Here is a 15,810-nt window from a genome sequence, read left to right on the forward strand (position 1 = left end):
CGCCGTTGCCGGTGCCGCAACGAAGGGCACACCGTGCAGTACTACGACAACGTCGTCGACATGATCGGCAACACCCCGCTGGTGCGTCTGCGTAACGTCGCCAAGGGCATCCAGGCCACAGTGCTGGCCAAGGTGGAATACGTCAACCCGGGCGGCTCGGTCAAGGACCGGATCGCCCTGCGGATGGTGGAGGACGCCGAGGCCGCCGGCCTGCTCAAGCCCGGCGGCACCATCGTCGAGCCGACAAGCGGCAACACCGGCGTCGGGCTGGCCCTGGTGGCCCAGCTCAAGGGCTACAAGTGCGTCTTCGTCTGCCCGGACAAGGTCAGCCAGGACAAGCAGGACGTGCTCCGGGCGTACGGCGCCGAGGTGGTGGTGTGCCCGACCGCCGTCGCCCCGGAGGACCCGCGCTCCTACTACAACGTCTCCGACCGGCTGACCCGGGAGATCCCCGGCGCCTGGAAGCCCAACCAGTACAGCAACCCGGCCAACCCGCGCTCGCACTACGAGACCACCGGCCCGGAGCTGTGGAAGCAGACCGAGGGCGGGCTCACCCACTTCGTGACGGGCGTCGGCACCGGCGGCACCATCTCCGGCATCGGGCGGTACCTCAAGGAGGCCTCCGAGGGTCGGGTGCGCATCATCGGCGCCGACCCGGAGGGTTCGGTCTACTCCGGCGGCACCGGCCGTCCGTACCTGGTGGAGGGCGTCGGCGAGGACTTCTGGCCGGAGACGTACGACAGGGGTGTCGCCGACGAGATCGTCGAGGTCTCCGACAAGGCGTCCTTCGAGATGACCCGGCGGCTGGCCCGCGAGGAGGGGCTGCTGGTCGGCGGCTCCTGCGGGATGGCGGTGGTCGCCGCGCTGGAGGTCGCCCGCCGGGCCGGCCCGGACGACGTGGTGGTGGTGCTGCTGCCCGACGGCGGTCGGGGCTACCTTTCCAAGATCTTCAACGACTCGTGGATGGCCCGGTACGGCTTCCTCGACAACTCCGGCGCCGAGCCGACGGTGGCCGACGCGCTGGCGAGCAAGCCGGGCGGCCTGCCCGAGCTGGTGCACGTGCACCCGACCGAGACCGTCCGCGACGCGATCGACTACATGCGCGAGTACGGCGTCTCGCAGTTGCCGGTACTCAAGGCCGAGCCGCCGGTGGTGACAGGTGAGGTGGCCGGCTCGATCGCCGAGCGGGACCTGCTCGACGCGCTGTTCACCGGCCAGGCCCACCTGCACGACACCATCGAGCGGCACATGGGCGATCCGCTGCCGATGATCGGCGGCGGCCAGCCGGTGAGCGAGGCGGTCGGCATGCTGGAGAAGTCCGACGCCGCGCTCGTCCTGGTCGACGGCAAGCCCAAGGGCGTCCTAACCCGCCAAGACCTCCTGTCCCACCTAGGAGCCCACTAACCCACCCCACCCCACCCCACCCCCCACCCGTGTCGATCATGGAGTTGTGGTGGGGCGCAAAGCAGGCACCCGTGCCTAAAACGCCCACCACAAGTCCATGATTGACCCCGGTGAGGGGGGCGGGCAGGGCGGGGCTATGGGTTAGAGGGGGCGGGTGTAGCGGAGTTGTCGGGTCGAGGCCGACCCGATTGCCTCGTCCCGCTCGTCTCCCGTGGGCGTCCAGCCGCCTCGGCGGTAGAACTCCCGGGCGTGGGCGTTGTCGCGCAGCACCCAGAGCACCGCACGCCGCCAGCCCAGCGCACGCATGGCGTCCAGGGCGTCGACCATCAGCGCACGGCCGGTGCCACGGCCCTGCTCGGCCGGGTCCAGGTGGATCGCGTTGAGCAGCCCGGTGGCGGGGTCGTCCTCGTCGTCCGGGCCCAGGTGGCTGAACCCGACAAGCGCCCCGGCCCGCTCGGCCACTGTCATCCGGTGGGTGTCCCGCTCCCACTGCCACCGCTCCGCCCAGTACCGCCCCATCGCCTCCGGTGTCGGGTCGGCCAACGCGTCCGCCGGCAGGAACGCGGAGTAGGCGGCGACTCGGGAGCGCTGGTGCAGGGCCCCCACCGCCATCATGTCGGCAGCGGTCGCGGGGCGCAGCGTGACGGTCACCCGGCCGAGGCTACCCGGCGAGGTGGGAGCTGCACCGTGGTCAGATCCTCGGCGATGATCAGATCACCGTCGAAGTGTGCGCGCGCCTCGTCGTGGAACCGGCGCGGGTCGGGGTAGCGCTGGGAGAAGTGGGTGAGCACGAGCCGGCGTACCCCGGACTCGGTGGCCACCCGCGCGGCCTGCGCCGCGGTCAGGTGGCCGACCTCGGCGGCGAGCGCGGCCTCCGACTCCAGGAAGGTCGACTCGATGACCAGCAGGTCGGCGTGCTCGGCGAGGGCGTAGACCCCGTCACACAGGCCGGTGTCCATCACGAACGCGAACCGCTGCCCCGGTCGGGGCACACTCACCTCGTCGCGGGTGACGCGACGCCCGTCGAGGTCGAGGTGCCCGACGCGGATCAGCTCGCCGACGGCCGGCCCACTGATGCCGTACGCGGACAGCCGCTCCGGCAGCATCCGGTGGCCGTCCGGCTCGACAAGCCGATAGCCGTACGTCTCGATGGGGTGCCGCAGCCGGCGTGCCTCCAGCGTGCCGCAGCGCAGGGCGATCCGCTGCCCGTCCTCCTCGATCGGGGTGACCTGGAGTTCGGCGGTCTCGTAGAAGGAGGTCGCGTGCCGGAGCCGGGCGAAGTATTCGGCGCCGCCGGCCGGGAAGTGCACGGCGACCGGGTGGGGAACCCGGTCCAGGGAGAGGCGCTGGATGGTGCCGGGCAGGCCGAGGCAGTGGTCGCCGTGGAAGTGGGTGACACAGATCCGGGTCAGGTCGCTGGCCGTGACGGTGGTGTAGAGGAACTGGCGTTGGGTGCCCTCGCCCGGGTCGAAGAGGATCACCTCGTCGTCCCAACGCAACACGTACCCGTTGTGGTTGCGCTGTCGGGTCGGCGCCTGGCTGGCCGTTCCGAGGATCACCAGCTCGCGCATGGACATCGCCGCTCCCCCGGAGATGGAGCGACCCCCGGGGCGCTCCGCGCTGGTGCGCGGGCCGGCTGGACTTGGCCGGCACCCCGGGGGTCGGGTGGCTGTCGTGGATTCGCCGCACCGCTGCCACACGGTCTCGACGATGGTGCTGGTGCCCGCCTGGCGGCGGACCGTTCACTGTCGAGGACAGCGGCTAGCTGACAGCCACCTCACGAGTCCGATTGCTATACAAGTCTGGACCACCTCCTTTCACGTGTACGGCCACGTTATCGAGTCTCCGGCGGGGTCTGCAACGGATTTCGATCACAGGGCCAAACGGGAATGCCCGGCCAGGTGTCAACCGGCCCAGGGGTGGTCGTCAGGACGCGTCACGTCGCTGAGTCGGCTGCCCGTGCCGTGAGCCCTCGCCGCGTACCCGCCAGTCAGGGCGAAGTCGCTGCGGCCGGCAGCGGCGAAGGCGAGCCTGGTGATCTTGAGGTGGCGAGGCGGCATCAGGTTGTGCGGCGCTGTGGGAGCGAGGCGAAGTGCGGCTAGGGTGCCGGCCGTAGCCGCGTCTATCGTTGGCCGATGGCAGGCGAGACGCGCGCGGAGAGGTTGACGCTCATCTCTGAGGTGAGCCTGGGCGGCGGTGCGCCGCTGGTTTTGCGGCGACCCGTGCTTGTCCGGTCGGGGCAGCGCTACTGGCTTGACGCGGGCAACTCTGCGCTCATCGTGGAGGATGCGGCCGGTGGCAGATGTTCGTCTCCGTGCGCGTACGAGACCGGTCCAGACGCACGACGCTGACGCTGGCGGGCATTTCGGGGCGAGCAGGGGAAGGCCGTCGGGTGGGGCGGGGGCAGCGCTGCTCCCACACCGAACAGGGCCACTGGGTTCGAACCCAGTGGCCCTGCCAGTCAACGCAATGGTGGTCAGCCGGCGGTACGGGCCACGCCGACCGGGCAGCTCAGCCCGTTCGGGCCGTGGTTGCAGTAGCCGTTCGGGTTCTTCGTCGGTGCCAAGTACTGCTGGTGATAGTCCTCGGCAAAGAAATAATCGCCGAGCGGGGCGATCTCGGTGGTGATCTCACCCTTGCCGGCCCGCGTGACGATCGGCTGGAAGGCGTCCCGGGACGACTCGGCGACGGCCCGCTGCTCGTCGGTGGTCGTGTAGATCGCCGACCGGTACTGGGTGCCCACGTCGTTGCCCTGGCGCATGCCCTGGGTCGGGTCGTGGTTCTCCCAGAAGACCTTCAGCAGATCCTCGTAGGTGATCTTGCTGGGGTCGTACACCACCTGGACGACCTCGGCGTGCCCGGTGCGGCCGGAACACGTCTCCTCGTACGTCGGGTTCTTGGTGCTGCCGCCCGCGTAACCGGCGGAGGTGGTGTAGACGCCGGGCAGCGTCCAGAACAGCCGCTCGGCCCCCCAGAAACAGCCCATGCCGAAGACCGCGACCTGTAGGCCCTCCGGGAACGGGCCCTTCAGTGGGGTGCCCAGCACCTCGTGGCGATCAGCGACCGGCATGGCGATCGAGCGGCCAGGCAGGGCCTGGTCGGGCGAAACCAGCTCGGCGTTCATGCGACGCAAAAACACGGTGGGATCTCCTCTCGTACCTCTCCCAGCGTGTAACACCGGAGGGTCTGGCTTTCTTACCCGCGTGACAGTGAGTCAGGCCCCACCGGGCAGCGCCGTCGCGATCCGGTCGGCGTACGCCTGGGCCTCGGTGTCGTCGTCGTACCGGGTGCGTGGCCAGAAGAAGCCCCGCAACCCGTCGCCCTTCGTCCGCGGAACGACGTGTGTGTGCAGGTGGGGCACCGATTGGGACACCTTGTTGTTCATCGCTACGAACGTCCCACCGGCTCCGAGACCGGTCTCCACCGCCACCGCCAGCCGCTGGACCAGCGCGAAGTAGCCGGGCAGCAGGTCCGCCGGCAACTCGGCAAGGGTCACCAGGTGGACTCGCGGCACCACGAGCACGTGCCCCTTGAACACCGGCCGGGTGTCCAGGAATGCCACCCCGTCCGGAGTGTCGGCGACCCGGAACGCCGGCACCTCACCCGCCACGATCCCGCAGAACACGCAACCGCTCATCGGCCCAGGCTATGCCGACGGGCTGACGAGCCTCGGTGCCCCCCACGCGCGCATCGACTGTGATAGTCATTGACCGGTCTGGATAAGCACACGGGGGCAACGTGCTGTCGCGACAGCGACGCCCGGCCGGTCGGCCGAGGCGGGCTGTCGCCTGGACGGCGCCCTCGCGGCGACGATCCGATTCCTTGCTGCGGCCTCAGGACCCCGGGCCGTCGTGGTTCTCGCTCGTCGACACTCCGAAAGGACGCACCTTGCAGATCAGAAGAGGTCCGACAGTGGCGCTGGCCGCCCTGACCGTCGGGCTGCTGACCGCCGCGATCTCGACCCCCGCCCAGGCGGCTCCCGCGCAGACGGCCACCCCGCTGTCGCTGCCGGGCGTCGCCGACGTGGTCTCGGCCGGTGACCGGGTCTTCGTCAGCGGTGGCTACTCCTCGACCGAGGTCGTGGTGACAAGCGCGACGGGCACCGTGGTCGGCACCCTGTCGGGGCTGCCCGGCCCCGGCGACCTGCTGCTCAGCGCCGACCGGCAGACGCTCTACGTGGCGCTGCCCAGCGCCAACGCCATCGCCGCCTTCAACACCGGGTCGCTGACCGAGTCGGCCCGGTACGACACCGGCGCGGGGGAGTGCCCGTCGTCACTCGCGCTGACCGGACGGTACCTGTGGTTCGGCTACGGCTGTGACCAGTGGGGCGGCAACATCGGCCGGATCGATCTGGGCCGGCAACCGGCAGTGGTGACCACCGGGGTGGCCACCGGTCAGGACTTCTACGACGCCCCGCTGCTGACCGCCGCCAGCCAGAACCGTTCGGTGCTGCTGGCCGGGCAGCCCGGGCTGAGCCCCGCGTCGGTGTACGCGTACACGATCGGCACCGGGGGCGCACTGAGCGCGCCCAGGGAGAACGACTTCATGGCGGTCGGCAGCAACCTGCGGGACGTCGCGCTCGACCCCACCGGCAGCACCGTCTTCACCGCTTCCGGCGCTCCCTACGTGGTGCAGGCGTTCCCGTTCGCCGACATCAGCACCCCGTCCGTGACCTACCCCACCGGTGCGTACCCGAATGCGGTCGAGGTGTCCCGCGACGGCACCAGGATCGCCGGCGGGGCGGACGCCTCCTATGACCCGGACGTGTTCGTCTTCCGGGCCGACGGCACCGAGCTGGCCCACTTCGAGCTGAACGACGACCTCAGCCCGGGCGCGCTGGCCTGGGCACCGAACGGAGCCCGGGTCTACGCGGTCTCCTACGACTGGACCGGGGACCACCCGGTCACCCTGCACGTCCTGCCCGTTCCGGCCGGCTGACCGGCCCGCCGACCCCTGGTCGGTCAGCGCGGGGCCGGGCCGGATGGTCCGGCCCCGTCGGGGAGCGCGGGTTCCGTTCCGGCGGTCTCGGGCGGGCACTAGCCTCACCAGAATGAACCACGGCTTCGAAACGCTCGCCATCCACGCCGGTCAGGACCCCGAGGCGCGGACCGGCGCGGTGATCCCACCGATCTACCAGACCAGCACGTATGCCCAGGACGCCGTCGGCGCGCCCCGGCTCGGCTACGAGTACAGCCGCTCCGGCAACCCGACCCGGGACGCCCTCCAGGAGTGCCTGGCGGCGCTGGAGGGCGGGTCGGTGGGTCTCGCCTTCGCCAGCGGCCTGGCGGCGGAGGACGCCCTGCTGCGGGCCGCGTGCCAGCCGGGTGACCACGTGGTGATCCCGGACGACGCGTACGGCGGCACGTACCGGCTCTTCGCCCGGGTCGCCCAGCGCTGGGGCCTGGAGTTCACCCCGGCCAAGGTCTCCGACGCGGCCGCGATCCGGGCCGCCGTGCAGCCCGGCCGCACGAAGATCGTCTGGCTGGAGACGCCGACCAACCCGCTGCTCGGCATCGCCGACATCGCCGCCCTGGCCGCCGTGGCACACGACGCGGGCGCACTGCTGGTGGTGGACAACACCTTCGCCTCGCCGTACCTGCAACAGCCGATCGCGTTCGGCGCGGACGTGGTGGTGCACTCCACCACCAAGTACATCGGTGGGCACTCCGACGTGGTCGGCGGTGCGCTGGTCGTCGCGGACGCCGCGCTGGGCGAGGAGCTGCGCTACCACCAGAACGCGATGGGTGCGATCAACGGCCCCTTCGACGCCTGGCTCACCCTGCGCGGCATCAAGACCCTCGGCGTACGCATGGACCGGCACTGCGACAACGCCGAGCGGCTCGCCGGGTACCTCGACGGGCACGCCGAGGTGGCCCAGGTGATCTACCCCGGGCTGCCGTCGCATCCCGGTCACGAGGTGGCCGCCAAGCAGATGCGCCGGTTCGGCGGCATGATCTCGTTCCGTGCCGCCGGTGGGGAGGACCACGCTGTCGACATCTGCAACCGCACCAAGCTCTTCGTGCTCGCCGAGTCGCTGGGCGGCGTGGAGTCCCTGATCGAGCACCCGGGTCGGATGACACACGCAAGTGCTGCCGGCTCGCCGCTTGAAGTTCCCGGCGATCTCGTGCGACTGTCTGTCGGCATCGAGACGGTCGACGACCTACTCGCCGATCTGGAGCAGGCACTGGGCTGACCGCTGGGAAGGATGGCCGTGCAGGACATCATGGCGACCTGGGTCGGAGCGACCGCCAAGCAGATCGCCCGGGGCGTACGCCGAGGTGACGTGTCGGCCACGCAGGTCGTCGCCGACCACCTGGAATACATCTCCCGTGCCGACGGTGAGCTGGCGGCGTTCCGTGCCGTACGCGGCGGCGAGGCGATCACCGAGGCGGAGAAGGTCGACGAGCAGGAGGACCTCGCCAACCTGCCACTGGCCGGGGTGCCGGTGGCGGTCAAGGAGAACACTCCGGTCGCCGGTCTGCCCACCTGGAACGGGTCGGCGGCGGCACGCACCGACGTCGCGGAGGCCGACCACGAGGTGGTGCGCCGGTTACGCGGCGCCGGCGCGGTGATCCTCGGTGTGACCCGGATGCCGGAGCTGGGGCTGTGGGCAGTCACCGACGACGACAACGCGGTGACCCGCAATCCGTGGGACAGCACGCGTACCCCCGGCGGTTCCTCCGGCGGCGCGGCCGCCGCGGTGGCCGCCGGGCTGGTGCCGATCGCGCACGCCAACGACGGTCTCGGCTCGATCCGGATCCCGGCCGCCTGTTGCGGCCTGGTCGGGCTCAAGCCCGGCCGGGGCGTGGTGCCCTGCCAGCTGGGCGCGGACGACTGGTTCGGCCTCACCGAGCACGGCATGCTGACCAGCACTGTCGCCGACGCCGCGGTGGGCTTCTCGGTGCTCGCCGGACGGCGTCCCGAGAAGCTGGTCCCGCCGCAGCGGCTGCGGGTGGGTGTCTCGCTGCGTTCCCCGGTGCGGGGTGTCGCACCGGACGCGCCCAACCGGGACGCGGTCGCCGCCGCCGGTCGGCTGCTCGCCGCCGCCGGGCACGACACGGTGCCCGCCGACCCGGTCTACCCCACCGCGCTGGGTCTACAGGGCATCGCCACCTGGCTCGCCGCGGCCGCCACCGACGTGCGGGCCGCCGGGTTGGACCGCCGTGGCCTGCAACGGCGTACCCGGCGGCACGTCGCGTTGGGCGAGTGGGCGCAGCGTCGCGGCTACGTGCGGGAGGCGGACCGGGCCGCGTGGCGGCAGCGGTCCGTCGACTTCTTCACCGACCACTCGGTCGACCTGCTGCTCACCCCGGCGCTGGCCAGCGCGCCTCCGGAGGCGACACGCTGGTCGGAGCGGTCCTGGCGGGCGAACATGACAGCCAACATCCGGTACGCCCCGTACGCCGCGCCGTGGAACATCGCCGGCCTGCCGGCGATCGTGGTGCCGGTCGGCCGCCGCCCGGACGGTCTGCCGGTCGCCGTGCAGATCGTCGGTCCGCCCGGCTCGGAGCTGCTGCTGCTCGGTGTGGCCGGCCAGTTCGAGATGGCCGCCCCGTGGGCACGCCACGCCCCTGGTTACCCCCGGGTCGGAACGGGGTCGCCGGCGGTCGCATGATCGACACGGGATTGCTGGAAACCGCGCTGTCACGCCGAGGTTGATACCGCGGTTTTGGTGATGTCGAGTGGATCAACCGGCGAACGGCGAGCGGGGGCTTTGCCGGAGGCGGTGTCGCCGCAGAGGGCTCCGGAGACGGGTGGCACGATCGGGGCATGACGGAACTGGTCGGTCTCGACGACGTGCGGGCCGCACGGGAGTTGCTCGCCGGTGTCATCCGGACCACCCCGCTGGAGCCCTCCCGTCCGCTCAGCGCGGCACTGGGCGGGCCGACCTGGCTCAAGTGCGAGAACGTGCAGCGCGCCGGCTCGTACAAGGTGCGCGGCGCGTACGTGCGGATCTCCCGGTTGTCGGCGGCGGAGCGGGCGCGCGGCGTGGTCGCGGCGAGCGCGGGCAACCACGCGCAGGGCGTGGCCCTCGCCGCGGGCCTGGTCGGCACGCACGCCACGGTCTTCATGCCGGTCAACGCGCCGCTGCCGAAGGTGGCAGCCACCAAGGGGTACGGCGCGCAGGTCGAGTTGGCAGGCAACACCGTCGACGAGTCGCTGGTCGCCGCGCACACGTACGCCGAGCGCACCGGTGCGGTGCTGATCCACCCGTTCGACCACCCGGACGTGATCGCCGGCCAGGGCACCGTGGCGCTGGAGATCCTCGAACAGTGCCCGGACGTCAAGACGATCATCACCGGGGTCGGTGGCGGCGGTCTCATCTCGGGCATGGCGGTCGCCGTGAAGGCGTTGCGGCCGGACGTCCGGATCATCGGTGTCCAGGCGGCCGGTGCGGCGGCGTTCCCTCCCTCGCTGGTGGCCGGGGAGCCGGTCCGACTGCCCGCCTTCTTCACCATCGCCGACGGCATCGCGGTCGGTCGGCCCGGCGAGATCACCTTCAATCACGTGCGCAAGCTCGTCGACGAGATCGTCACGGTCTCCGAGGAGGACATCTCCCGGGCCCTGCTGATGCTGCTGGAGCGCGGCAAGCAGGTGGTCGAGCCGGCCGGGTCGGTCGGCGTCGCCGCGCTGCTGGCCGGCGTGGTCGAGGTGGAGACGCCGGTCGTCGCGGTGCTCTCCGGCGGCAACATCGACCCGCTGCTGATGCTCCGGGTGATCGAGCACGGTCTGGCCGCCGCGGGTCGCTACCTGCGGGTGACGGTGCGCTGCTCGGACCGGCCGGGACAACTCGCGTCGCTGCTCAGTCAGATCGCCGAGCACCGGGCCAACGTGGTGGACGTGGAGCACCAACGGGCCAACCCGCACCTCAGTCTCGGCGAGGTCGAGGTGGCGCTGTCGGTCGAGACCCGGGGTGTGGAGCACTCGGACACCCTGATCAGCGCGTTGCGGGCCAGCGGCTACCAGGTGGTCTTCGCCGCCGAGGCGTGACACCTGTCGGTGCCACGCCTCGGAAGCAGGTGCTCGTCACGCGGACGGTGCCGGGGTCAGCGCCTCGCCCGGGCGAGGCCGGTCAGCGGCTCGCGATGGCGGTTAGCGGCTCGCGGGGCCGTGACGGGGACCTGGCCTCGCGTGGCCGTGACGTGGTCGGCGGCGCGCGCGGGCGGCGCGGGTCAGCCGGAGAACGGCTCGAAGCTGACCACTGTCACCTTGATGTCGGCGCCGCTGGGGGCCGTGTAGGTGCAGGTCTGCCCCGGCCGGCCGCCCAGGATCGCCTTGCCGAGCGCGGACTCGGGGCTGTAGACGGTCAGGTCGGTGGTGGCCGCGATCTCCCGCGAGCCGAGCAGGAAGGTCTCGGTGTCGTCGGCGTCGTCGTCGAAGTAGATCGTCACGACCATGCCGGGTGACACCGCGTCCGCTGCCGGCGCCTCGCCGACCTTCGCGGTGCGCAGCAGCTCCTGTAGGTAGCGGATGCGACCCTCGGCCTTGCCCTGCTCCTCGCGGGCGGCGTGGTAGCCGCCGTTCTCCCGCAGGTCGCCCTCCTCACGCCGAGCGTTGATCTCGGCGGCGATCACCGGACGGTTGGCGATGTGCTCGTCGAGCTCGGCCTGGAGACGGTCGTGCGCGTCCTGGGACAGCCAGGTGGCGGGCGCCTCGTTGCCAGTGGACACAGGCGTTCTCCTCAGTTGTGCGTGGCTGGCTGACAGGTGAGCTACCAAGTTACCAGTGCGGTACGACACAGCGTGTCGGCCATCACCGCGGGTGTCCGGATCCAACACCCCGGGTAGGCGGCCTCCGAGTCGGGCGGCGAAGGCTGTTTGGGCAGCTCAGGACGGGGGTCGGCAGCGCAGAACCTCGCCGATGAACGGCCGCGCGGTGGTGCTGAGGCGGTGTCGGGTCGTCACGTGCCGGTTGCCGGGCTGCGCGGTCACGGTGATCTGGTCGCGGGCCACCTCGGCACCCGCGCGGTCGCGGGCGCGCAGCACACAGACCGCCGAGCCGCCCGCCGGCACTGTCACCCGGAAGTCGACAACCACCTGTGTGTCCGTGATGTCGGTGTAGGTGATCACCTGGGCGTCGTAGACAGGGTCGCCGTACTGGCGGTAGAGCCGCACCGAGATCACCGTCAGCGTTCCCACGAGCGCCAGCAGCACGAGTGCGGCCAGTAGGGTGCGACGGCGTTCTCCGCCGGGTGCCCGGCGACGGCCGTAGCGTCCGGCCGGAAAAACCGGAGCGCCGGCGGAAATTGTGGCGTGCGTCTCGGTCACCGGCGGGTATCTCCTGGCGTTGTTGTCGGCAGCATCGGCAAGAATGACAGAGTCCATCCTCCCACCCGGTCCAGAGGCAGGAATGGCAGGTCATGCCCTGCGGTGCTGGCCGGTGACAGGGTGCGGTGAGCAACGATCCCGGCAGGTCCGCCGGTCGAGCCCGGTCGGGTCCACCGGCCGGCACAGACGAGGAGTGCCAAAGTTGGCAGAGCAGCTGCGACTCATGGCCGTGCACGCGCACCCGGACGACGAGTCGAGCAAGGGCGCGGCGACCATGGCCAAATACGTCGCCGAGGGCGTGGATGTCCTGGTCGTGACGTGCACCGGCGGGGAGCGCGGCAGCGTGCTCAACCCCAAGCTCGACCGCCCCGACGTCTGGGCCAACATCGGCGATATCCGCCGCGCCGAGATGGACGCCGCCCGGGCGATCCTCGGTGTGGAGCAGGCCTGGCTCGGCTTCGTCGACTCCGGGCTGCCCGAGGGCGACCCGCTGCCGCCGCTGCCGGAGGGCTGTTTCGCCCTACAGGACGTCGAGGTGGCCGCCGGCCCACTGGTGCGGCTGATGCGCGAGTTCCGTCCGCACGTCGTGACCACGTACGACGAGGAGGGCGGCTACCCGCACCCGGACCACATCATGTGCCACAAGGTGAGCGTGGCCGCGTTCGAGGCGGCCGGTGACCCGGAGCGCTACCCGGAGCTGGGTGCCCCCTGGCAGCCGCTGAAGCTCTACTACGACATCGGCTTCTCCAAGGCCAAGATCATGGCGCTGCACGAGGGCATGCTGGCCGCGGGCAAGGAGTCGCCCTACGAGGAGTGGCTCCAGCGCTGGGAGGACCGGCCGGACAAGGGCCCCCGGATCACCACCCGGGTGGAGTGCTCCGAGTACTTCCCGGTCCGCGACGACGCGCTGCGCGCCCACGCGACCCAGGTCGATCCGGACGGCTTCTGGTTCCACGTTCCGATGGAGTTGCAGCGCCGTGCCTGGCCAACCGAGGACTTTCAGCTCGCCCGGTCAATGGTCGACAGTCCGCTACCCGAGTCTGATCTCTTCGCGGGGGTGCGGGAGACGGCGCACGCACGCTGATTCCGGGCGGAGCTACCCTGTAACCAACCGCATATCGGAGGAACGCCATGCTGACCGCTGCCCAGGTGCTCGCGGAGAACAACTTCGGAGACACCCGCACGGGTGGTCTGGCCGGGCCGATGGGCCTTTTCCTCATCCTGCTGCTGGCTGCCGCGACCATCCTGCTGATCCGCAACATGAATTCTCGGCTGCGCCGCCTGCCGGACCGGTTTCCGCAGCAGACGGGGCCGGTCGACCCGACCAGGATCGATGCGGCAGTCGTCGATCCGACAGACGGGACCGGAGGGCGTGATTCATCCACCCCTGGTCCCAACGGGCACCAGCAGCACCGGAACGGGTAGCCCGCACGTGAATCACGCCGAACCGGGTGGTCGCCCCCTGTTGCGACCACCCGGTTTGGCTTAGCCTTCCGCCGGGGGACCAAAAGTCTCCGAGCCGCGTGCGGAAGGGGGCGCCGATGACCAGCACAGCACCGGCCGCCCACCGTATCGTCGGTCGGTCGGCTGACGGGGGAGGTCGATGACCTCCGGTCCGGCCGGCGCTCCGTTCGACCGGCTCGGGGTGCGGGGCACGCCAGGCCGCCTGCTCGTGCTCACCGCCGCCGTCACCGTGACCGCCCTGATCGCCTCCGCGGTCGGGTTGACGCTGCCCGCCCGGCTGCCGCCCGACGACTCCCTCGGTGGGCCGGCCCGATTCGGCATCGCGGTCGCCGTCCTCGCTCTCGCCCAGCTCGCTCGGCTGCGGTTCCGGTCGGCCGCGGGCATGGTCAGCATCACCTGGGGCGAGGCGGCGTTGATCGTCTGCCTCTATCTGACACCGGCCGGCTGGTTGCCGTCCGCCACGCTGCTCGGCACCGGCCTGGCCTGGACGATGCTCTCCCTGCACACCGACCGTCGGCCGGCCCTGGAGATCGTCCGGATCGCCGCGTCGCTGGCCGCCGCGTCGGCGCTCGCCGTCTCCGTGGCCACCGCGCTGGGGCGGCCGTTGCTCACCCCGCCCACCCCGATGCTGGCGTTGGCCGTGATCGCCGGGTCGGTGACCTACCTCCTGGTGACCGCCTGGCTGGGCGGGGTGACGCTGGGCCTGCGGCACGGGCTGCCGATCGGGCCGCCGCTGCTCGCCGCGCTGCGCGGCAAACTGTTGATGTTCGTCGGCAACGTCGCGGTCGGTCTGGTGGTCGTGGCCATGCTGGAGCTGGACCCACGCTGGTTGCTGTTGCTCCCACCGCTGCTGTGGTTGCTGCAACAGACCTACCGCTACCGGCTGCGCTCCGATCAGGAGCGTCGCACCTGGCGAGCCTTCGCCGAAGCCACGGCGGCCCTCAACCAGCTCGACGAGCGGGGCGTGGCCAGTGCGGCGGTCACCGGGGCGCTGACGCTGTTCAACGCCGAGCTGGTGGACGTCGAGGTGTTTCGTACCGAAGGCCTGTGGCACCGGTACCGGGGGGACGCCACCGGCCAGTTCGTCGACCGGGAGACGGGCCCACCGGACCTGCCCGATCCGGACGAGCACGAGCTGAGCCGGACGCTGTCCGTCGGTGCCGCGCCGGTAGGTCGGCTGCGGGTCCGGTTTCCCCGCTCGGCCCCGCCCAACGCCCGGGAACGCGACGCGGTGGCCGCGTTCGGCGACGCGCTCGCCGCCGCGCTGCACGACGCCGCGACGCACCGGGAGCTGCGACTGGTCACCGCCCGTTCGTCGTACGAGGCGGTGCACGACCCGCTCACCGGGCTGGCGAACCGGGCCGCGATGCTCGGTAAGGGCGATCAGTCGCTGCGGCAGCTCGCGCACGATCATCCGGTGGCGCTGTTGCTGCTGGACATCAACCAGTTCAAAGAGGTCAACGACACCCTCGGTCACGCCGCCGGCGACCAACTGCTGCGGCTGACCGCGAACCGGCTCACTGTGCTGGCCCGCCCCGGCGATCTGCTCGGTCGCCTCGGTGGCGACGAGTTCGCGTTGCTGCTCACCGCGGTGCCGGTGCTCGGCGACCGGGCCGCTCCGATGGCCTACGCACTGCGCCAGGCCCGCGAGATCGCCGAGCGACTGGCCGCGCCGACCGAGGTGGCCGGCGTCCGGATGTCGATCGAGGTCTCCGTCGGGGTGGTGGTGGCCGACGCCGGCACCGCCGACCTGACCGAGCTGCTGCGTCGGGCCGACATCGCGATGTACCAGGCCAAGGAGGGCGGCGGCAACGTCGCCGCGTACGACGGCACCCGCGACGCCGCCAGCACCGATCAGCTTGCCCTGCTGGCGGAGCTACGCGAGGCGCTGAAGGTCGACGACCAGTTGGTGTTGGCGTTGCAACCGGCTGTCGACCTGGCCACCGGCGCGCCCACCGGGGTGGAGGCGCTGATCCGCTGGCAGCACCCCCGGCGTGGGTGGCTGAGCCCGGCCGATTTCATCCGGCCGGTGGAAAACAGCGAGCAGCTCGGCACCTTCACCCGCTACGTGCTGGACAAGGCCCTCGGCGTGGCCGCCGGCTGGGCCCGCGAGGGCCTCGACGTCCCGATCTCGGTCAACCTGTCGGCGCGCAGCCTGCTCGACCCCCGCCTGCCGGCGGAGATCGCCGAGGCGCTGCGCCGCCATCAGGTGCCACCGCACCGGCTCGTCCTGGAGATCACCGAGACGGTGGTGATGAGCGAGCTGGAGGTCATCGACGAGGTGCTGGCCACGCTCCGGTCGATGGGCGTGCAGCTCGCTGTCGACGACTTCGGCACCGGTTTCTCGTCGCTGACCTTCCTCACCCGGATCGCGGTGGACGAGCTGAAGGTGGACCGCTCGTTCGTGATCCGGATGGCCGACTCGCCGGAGGCCGCCGCGATCGTCCGGACGACAGTGGGCCTGGCCCACGAGCTGGGGCTGCGGGTGGTCGCCGAAGGGGTGGAGACCGCCGAGCAGCGGATGGCCCTGGCCGAGCTGGGCTGTACCTCGGCGCAGGGATACCACTTCTTCAAACCGATGCCGGCCGACAAGATCGGTGCCGTCCTGGGGTCGCTACGGGACTCGGCGGAGTCGAACGTGTTCCGGCTGCGCGCCGACGGCGCCTCCTGACGG

At 71.3% G+C, this 15,810-nt stretch carries 14 protein-coding genes; 8 read left to right on the forward strand and 6 right to left on the reverse strand.

Annotated elements, in window-relative coordinates; all coding sequences use genetic code 11:
• Positions 1–33 precede the first annotated feature (33 nt).
• Entirely contained in the window at positions 34–1,404 is a 1,371-nt protein-coding gene (locus AB0A95_RS12210) for a cystathionine beta-synthase (protein WP_357555719.1), read from the forward strand.
• Positions 1,405–1,545: 141 nt separating this feature from the next.
• Here the strand turns inward: AB0A95_RS12210 and AB0A95_RS12215 are convergent, their stop codons facing one another.
• From AB0A95_RS12215 to AB0A95_RS12230, 4 genes are all read right to left on the reverse strand, one after another.
• A complete protein-coding gene (locus AB0A95_RS12215; RefSeq protein WP_357555720.1) occupies positions 1,546–2,055 on the reverse strand; it encodes a GNAT family N-acetyltransferase in 510 nt (169 codons plus the stop codon).
• Complete coding sequence (locus AB0A95_RS12220) at positions 2,052–2,981, reverse strand: ribonuclease Z (RefSeq protein ID WP_357078970.1); 930 nt, start codon at positions 2,979–2,981, stop codon at positions 2,052–2,054. Before AB0A95_RS12220 ends, AB0A95_RS12215 begins: the two co-directional genes overlap by 4 nt.
• 899 nt (positions 2,982–3,880) lie before the next feature.
• Positions 3,881–4,543, reverse strand: coding sequence for a peptide-methionine (S)-S-oxide reductase MsrA (gene msrA / locus AB0A95_RS12225; RefSeq protein ID WP_357555721.1), 663 nt, complete (start codon positions 4,541–4,543; stop codon positions 3,881–3,883).
• A gap of 75 nt (positions 4,544–4,618) precedes the next feature.
• Positions 4,619–5,041 (reverse strand): HIT family protein, encoded by a 423-nt coding sequence (locus AB0A95_RS12230; protein WP_357555722.1) that lies wholly within the window; start codon positions 5,039–5,041, stop codon positions 4,619–4,621.
• A 251-nt stretch (positions 5,042–5,292) separates the two neighbouring features.
• Between AB0A95_RS12230 and AB0A95_RS12235 the strand changes: the two genes are divergently transcribed.
• From AB0A95_RS12235 to ilvA, 4 genes are all read left to right on the forward strand, one after another.
• Positions 5,293–6,342, forward strand: a complete 1,050-nt coding sequence (locus tag AB0A95_RS12235) for a WD40 repeat domain-containing protein (RefSeq protein ID WP_357555723.1) — start codon at positions 5,293–5,295, stop codon at positions 6,340–6,342.
• A 112-nt stretch (positions 6,343–6,454) separates the two neighbouring features.
• Positions 6,455–7,597 carry a cystathionine gamma-synthase gene (locus AB0A95_RS12240; protein ID WP_357555724.1) on the forward strand — a complete coding sequence of 381 codons (1,143 nt, stop codon included), beginning with the start codon at positions 6,455–6,457 and terminating at the stop codon, positions 7,595–7,597.
• Between the two features lie 12 nt (positions 7,598–7,609).
• Entirely contained in the window at positions 7,610–9,019 is a 1,410-nt protein-coding gene (locus tag AB0A95_RS12245; RefSeq protein ID WP_357555725.1) for an amidase, read from the forward strand.
• A 155-nt stretch (positions 9,020–9,174) separates the two neighbouring features.
• Positions 9,175–10,395: a threonine ammonia-lyase gene (gene ilvA / locus AB0A95_RS12250; protein WP_357078995.1), complete on the forward strand. Its 1,221-nt coding sequence runs from the start codon at positions 9,175–9,177 to the stop codon at positions 10,393–10,395.
• A gap of 182 nt (positions 10,396–10,577) precedes the next feature.
• On the opposite strand, the gene greA is transcribed toward ilvA, so the two are convergent.
• Both greA and AB0A95_RS12260 read right to left on the reverse strand, forming a co-directional pair.
• Positions 10,578–11,075 (reverse strand): transcription elongation factor GreA, encoded by a 498-nt coding sequence (gene greA / locus AB0A95_RS12255; RefSeq protein WP_357555726.1) that lies wholly within the window; start codon positions 11,073–11,075, stop codon positions 10,578–10,580.
• 156 nt (positions 11,076–11,231) lie between these two features.
• Positions 11,232–11,672, reverse strand: coding sequence for a DUF4307 domain-containing protein (locus AB0A95_RS12260; protein ID WP_357555755.1), 441 nt, complete (start codon positions 11,670–11,672; stop codon positions 11,232–11,234).
• Between the two features lie 202 nt (positions 11,673–11,874).
• Between AB0A95_RS12260 and mca the strand changes: the two genes are divergently transcribed.
• From mca to AB0A95_RS12275, 3 genes are all read left to right on the forward strand, one after another.
• Positions 11,875–12,756 carry a mycothiol conjugate amidase Mca gene (gene mca, locus AB0A95_RS12265; RefSeq protein ID WP_357555727.1) on the forward strand — a complete coding sequence of 294 codons (882 nt, stop codon included), beginning with the start codon at positions 11,875–11,877 and terminating at the stop codon, positions 12,754–12,756.
• A 47-nt stretch (positions 12,757–12,803) separates the two neighbouring features.
• Positions 12,804–13,097 (forward strand): hypothetical protein, encoded by a 294-nt coding sequence (locus AB0A95_RS12270; RefSeq protein ID WP_357555728.1) that lies wholly within the window; start codon positions 12,804–12,806, stop codon positions 13,095–13,097.
• A gap of 178 nt (positions 13,098–13,275) precedes the next feature.
• A complete protein-coding gene (locus AB0A95_RS12275; protein ID WP_357555729.1) occupies positions 13,276–15,807 on the forward strand; it encodes a bifunctional diguanylate cyclase/phosphodiesterase in 2,532 nt (843 codons plus the stop codon).
• Positions 15,808–15,810: the final 3 nt, after the last annotated feature.

Origin of the sequence: Micromonospora sp. NPDC049230, assembly GCF_040647875.1 — a bacterium.
In the GTDB taxonomy this organism is placed as follows: domain Bacteria; phylum Actinomycetota; class Actinomycetes; order Mycobacteriales; family Micromonosporaceae; genus Micromonospora.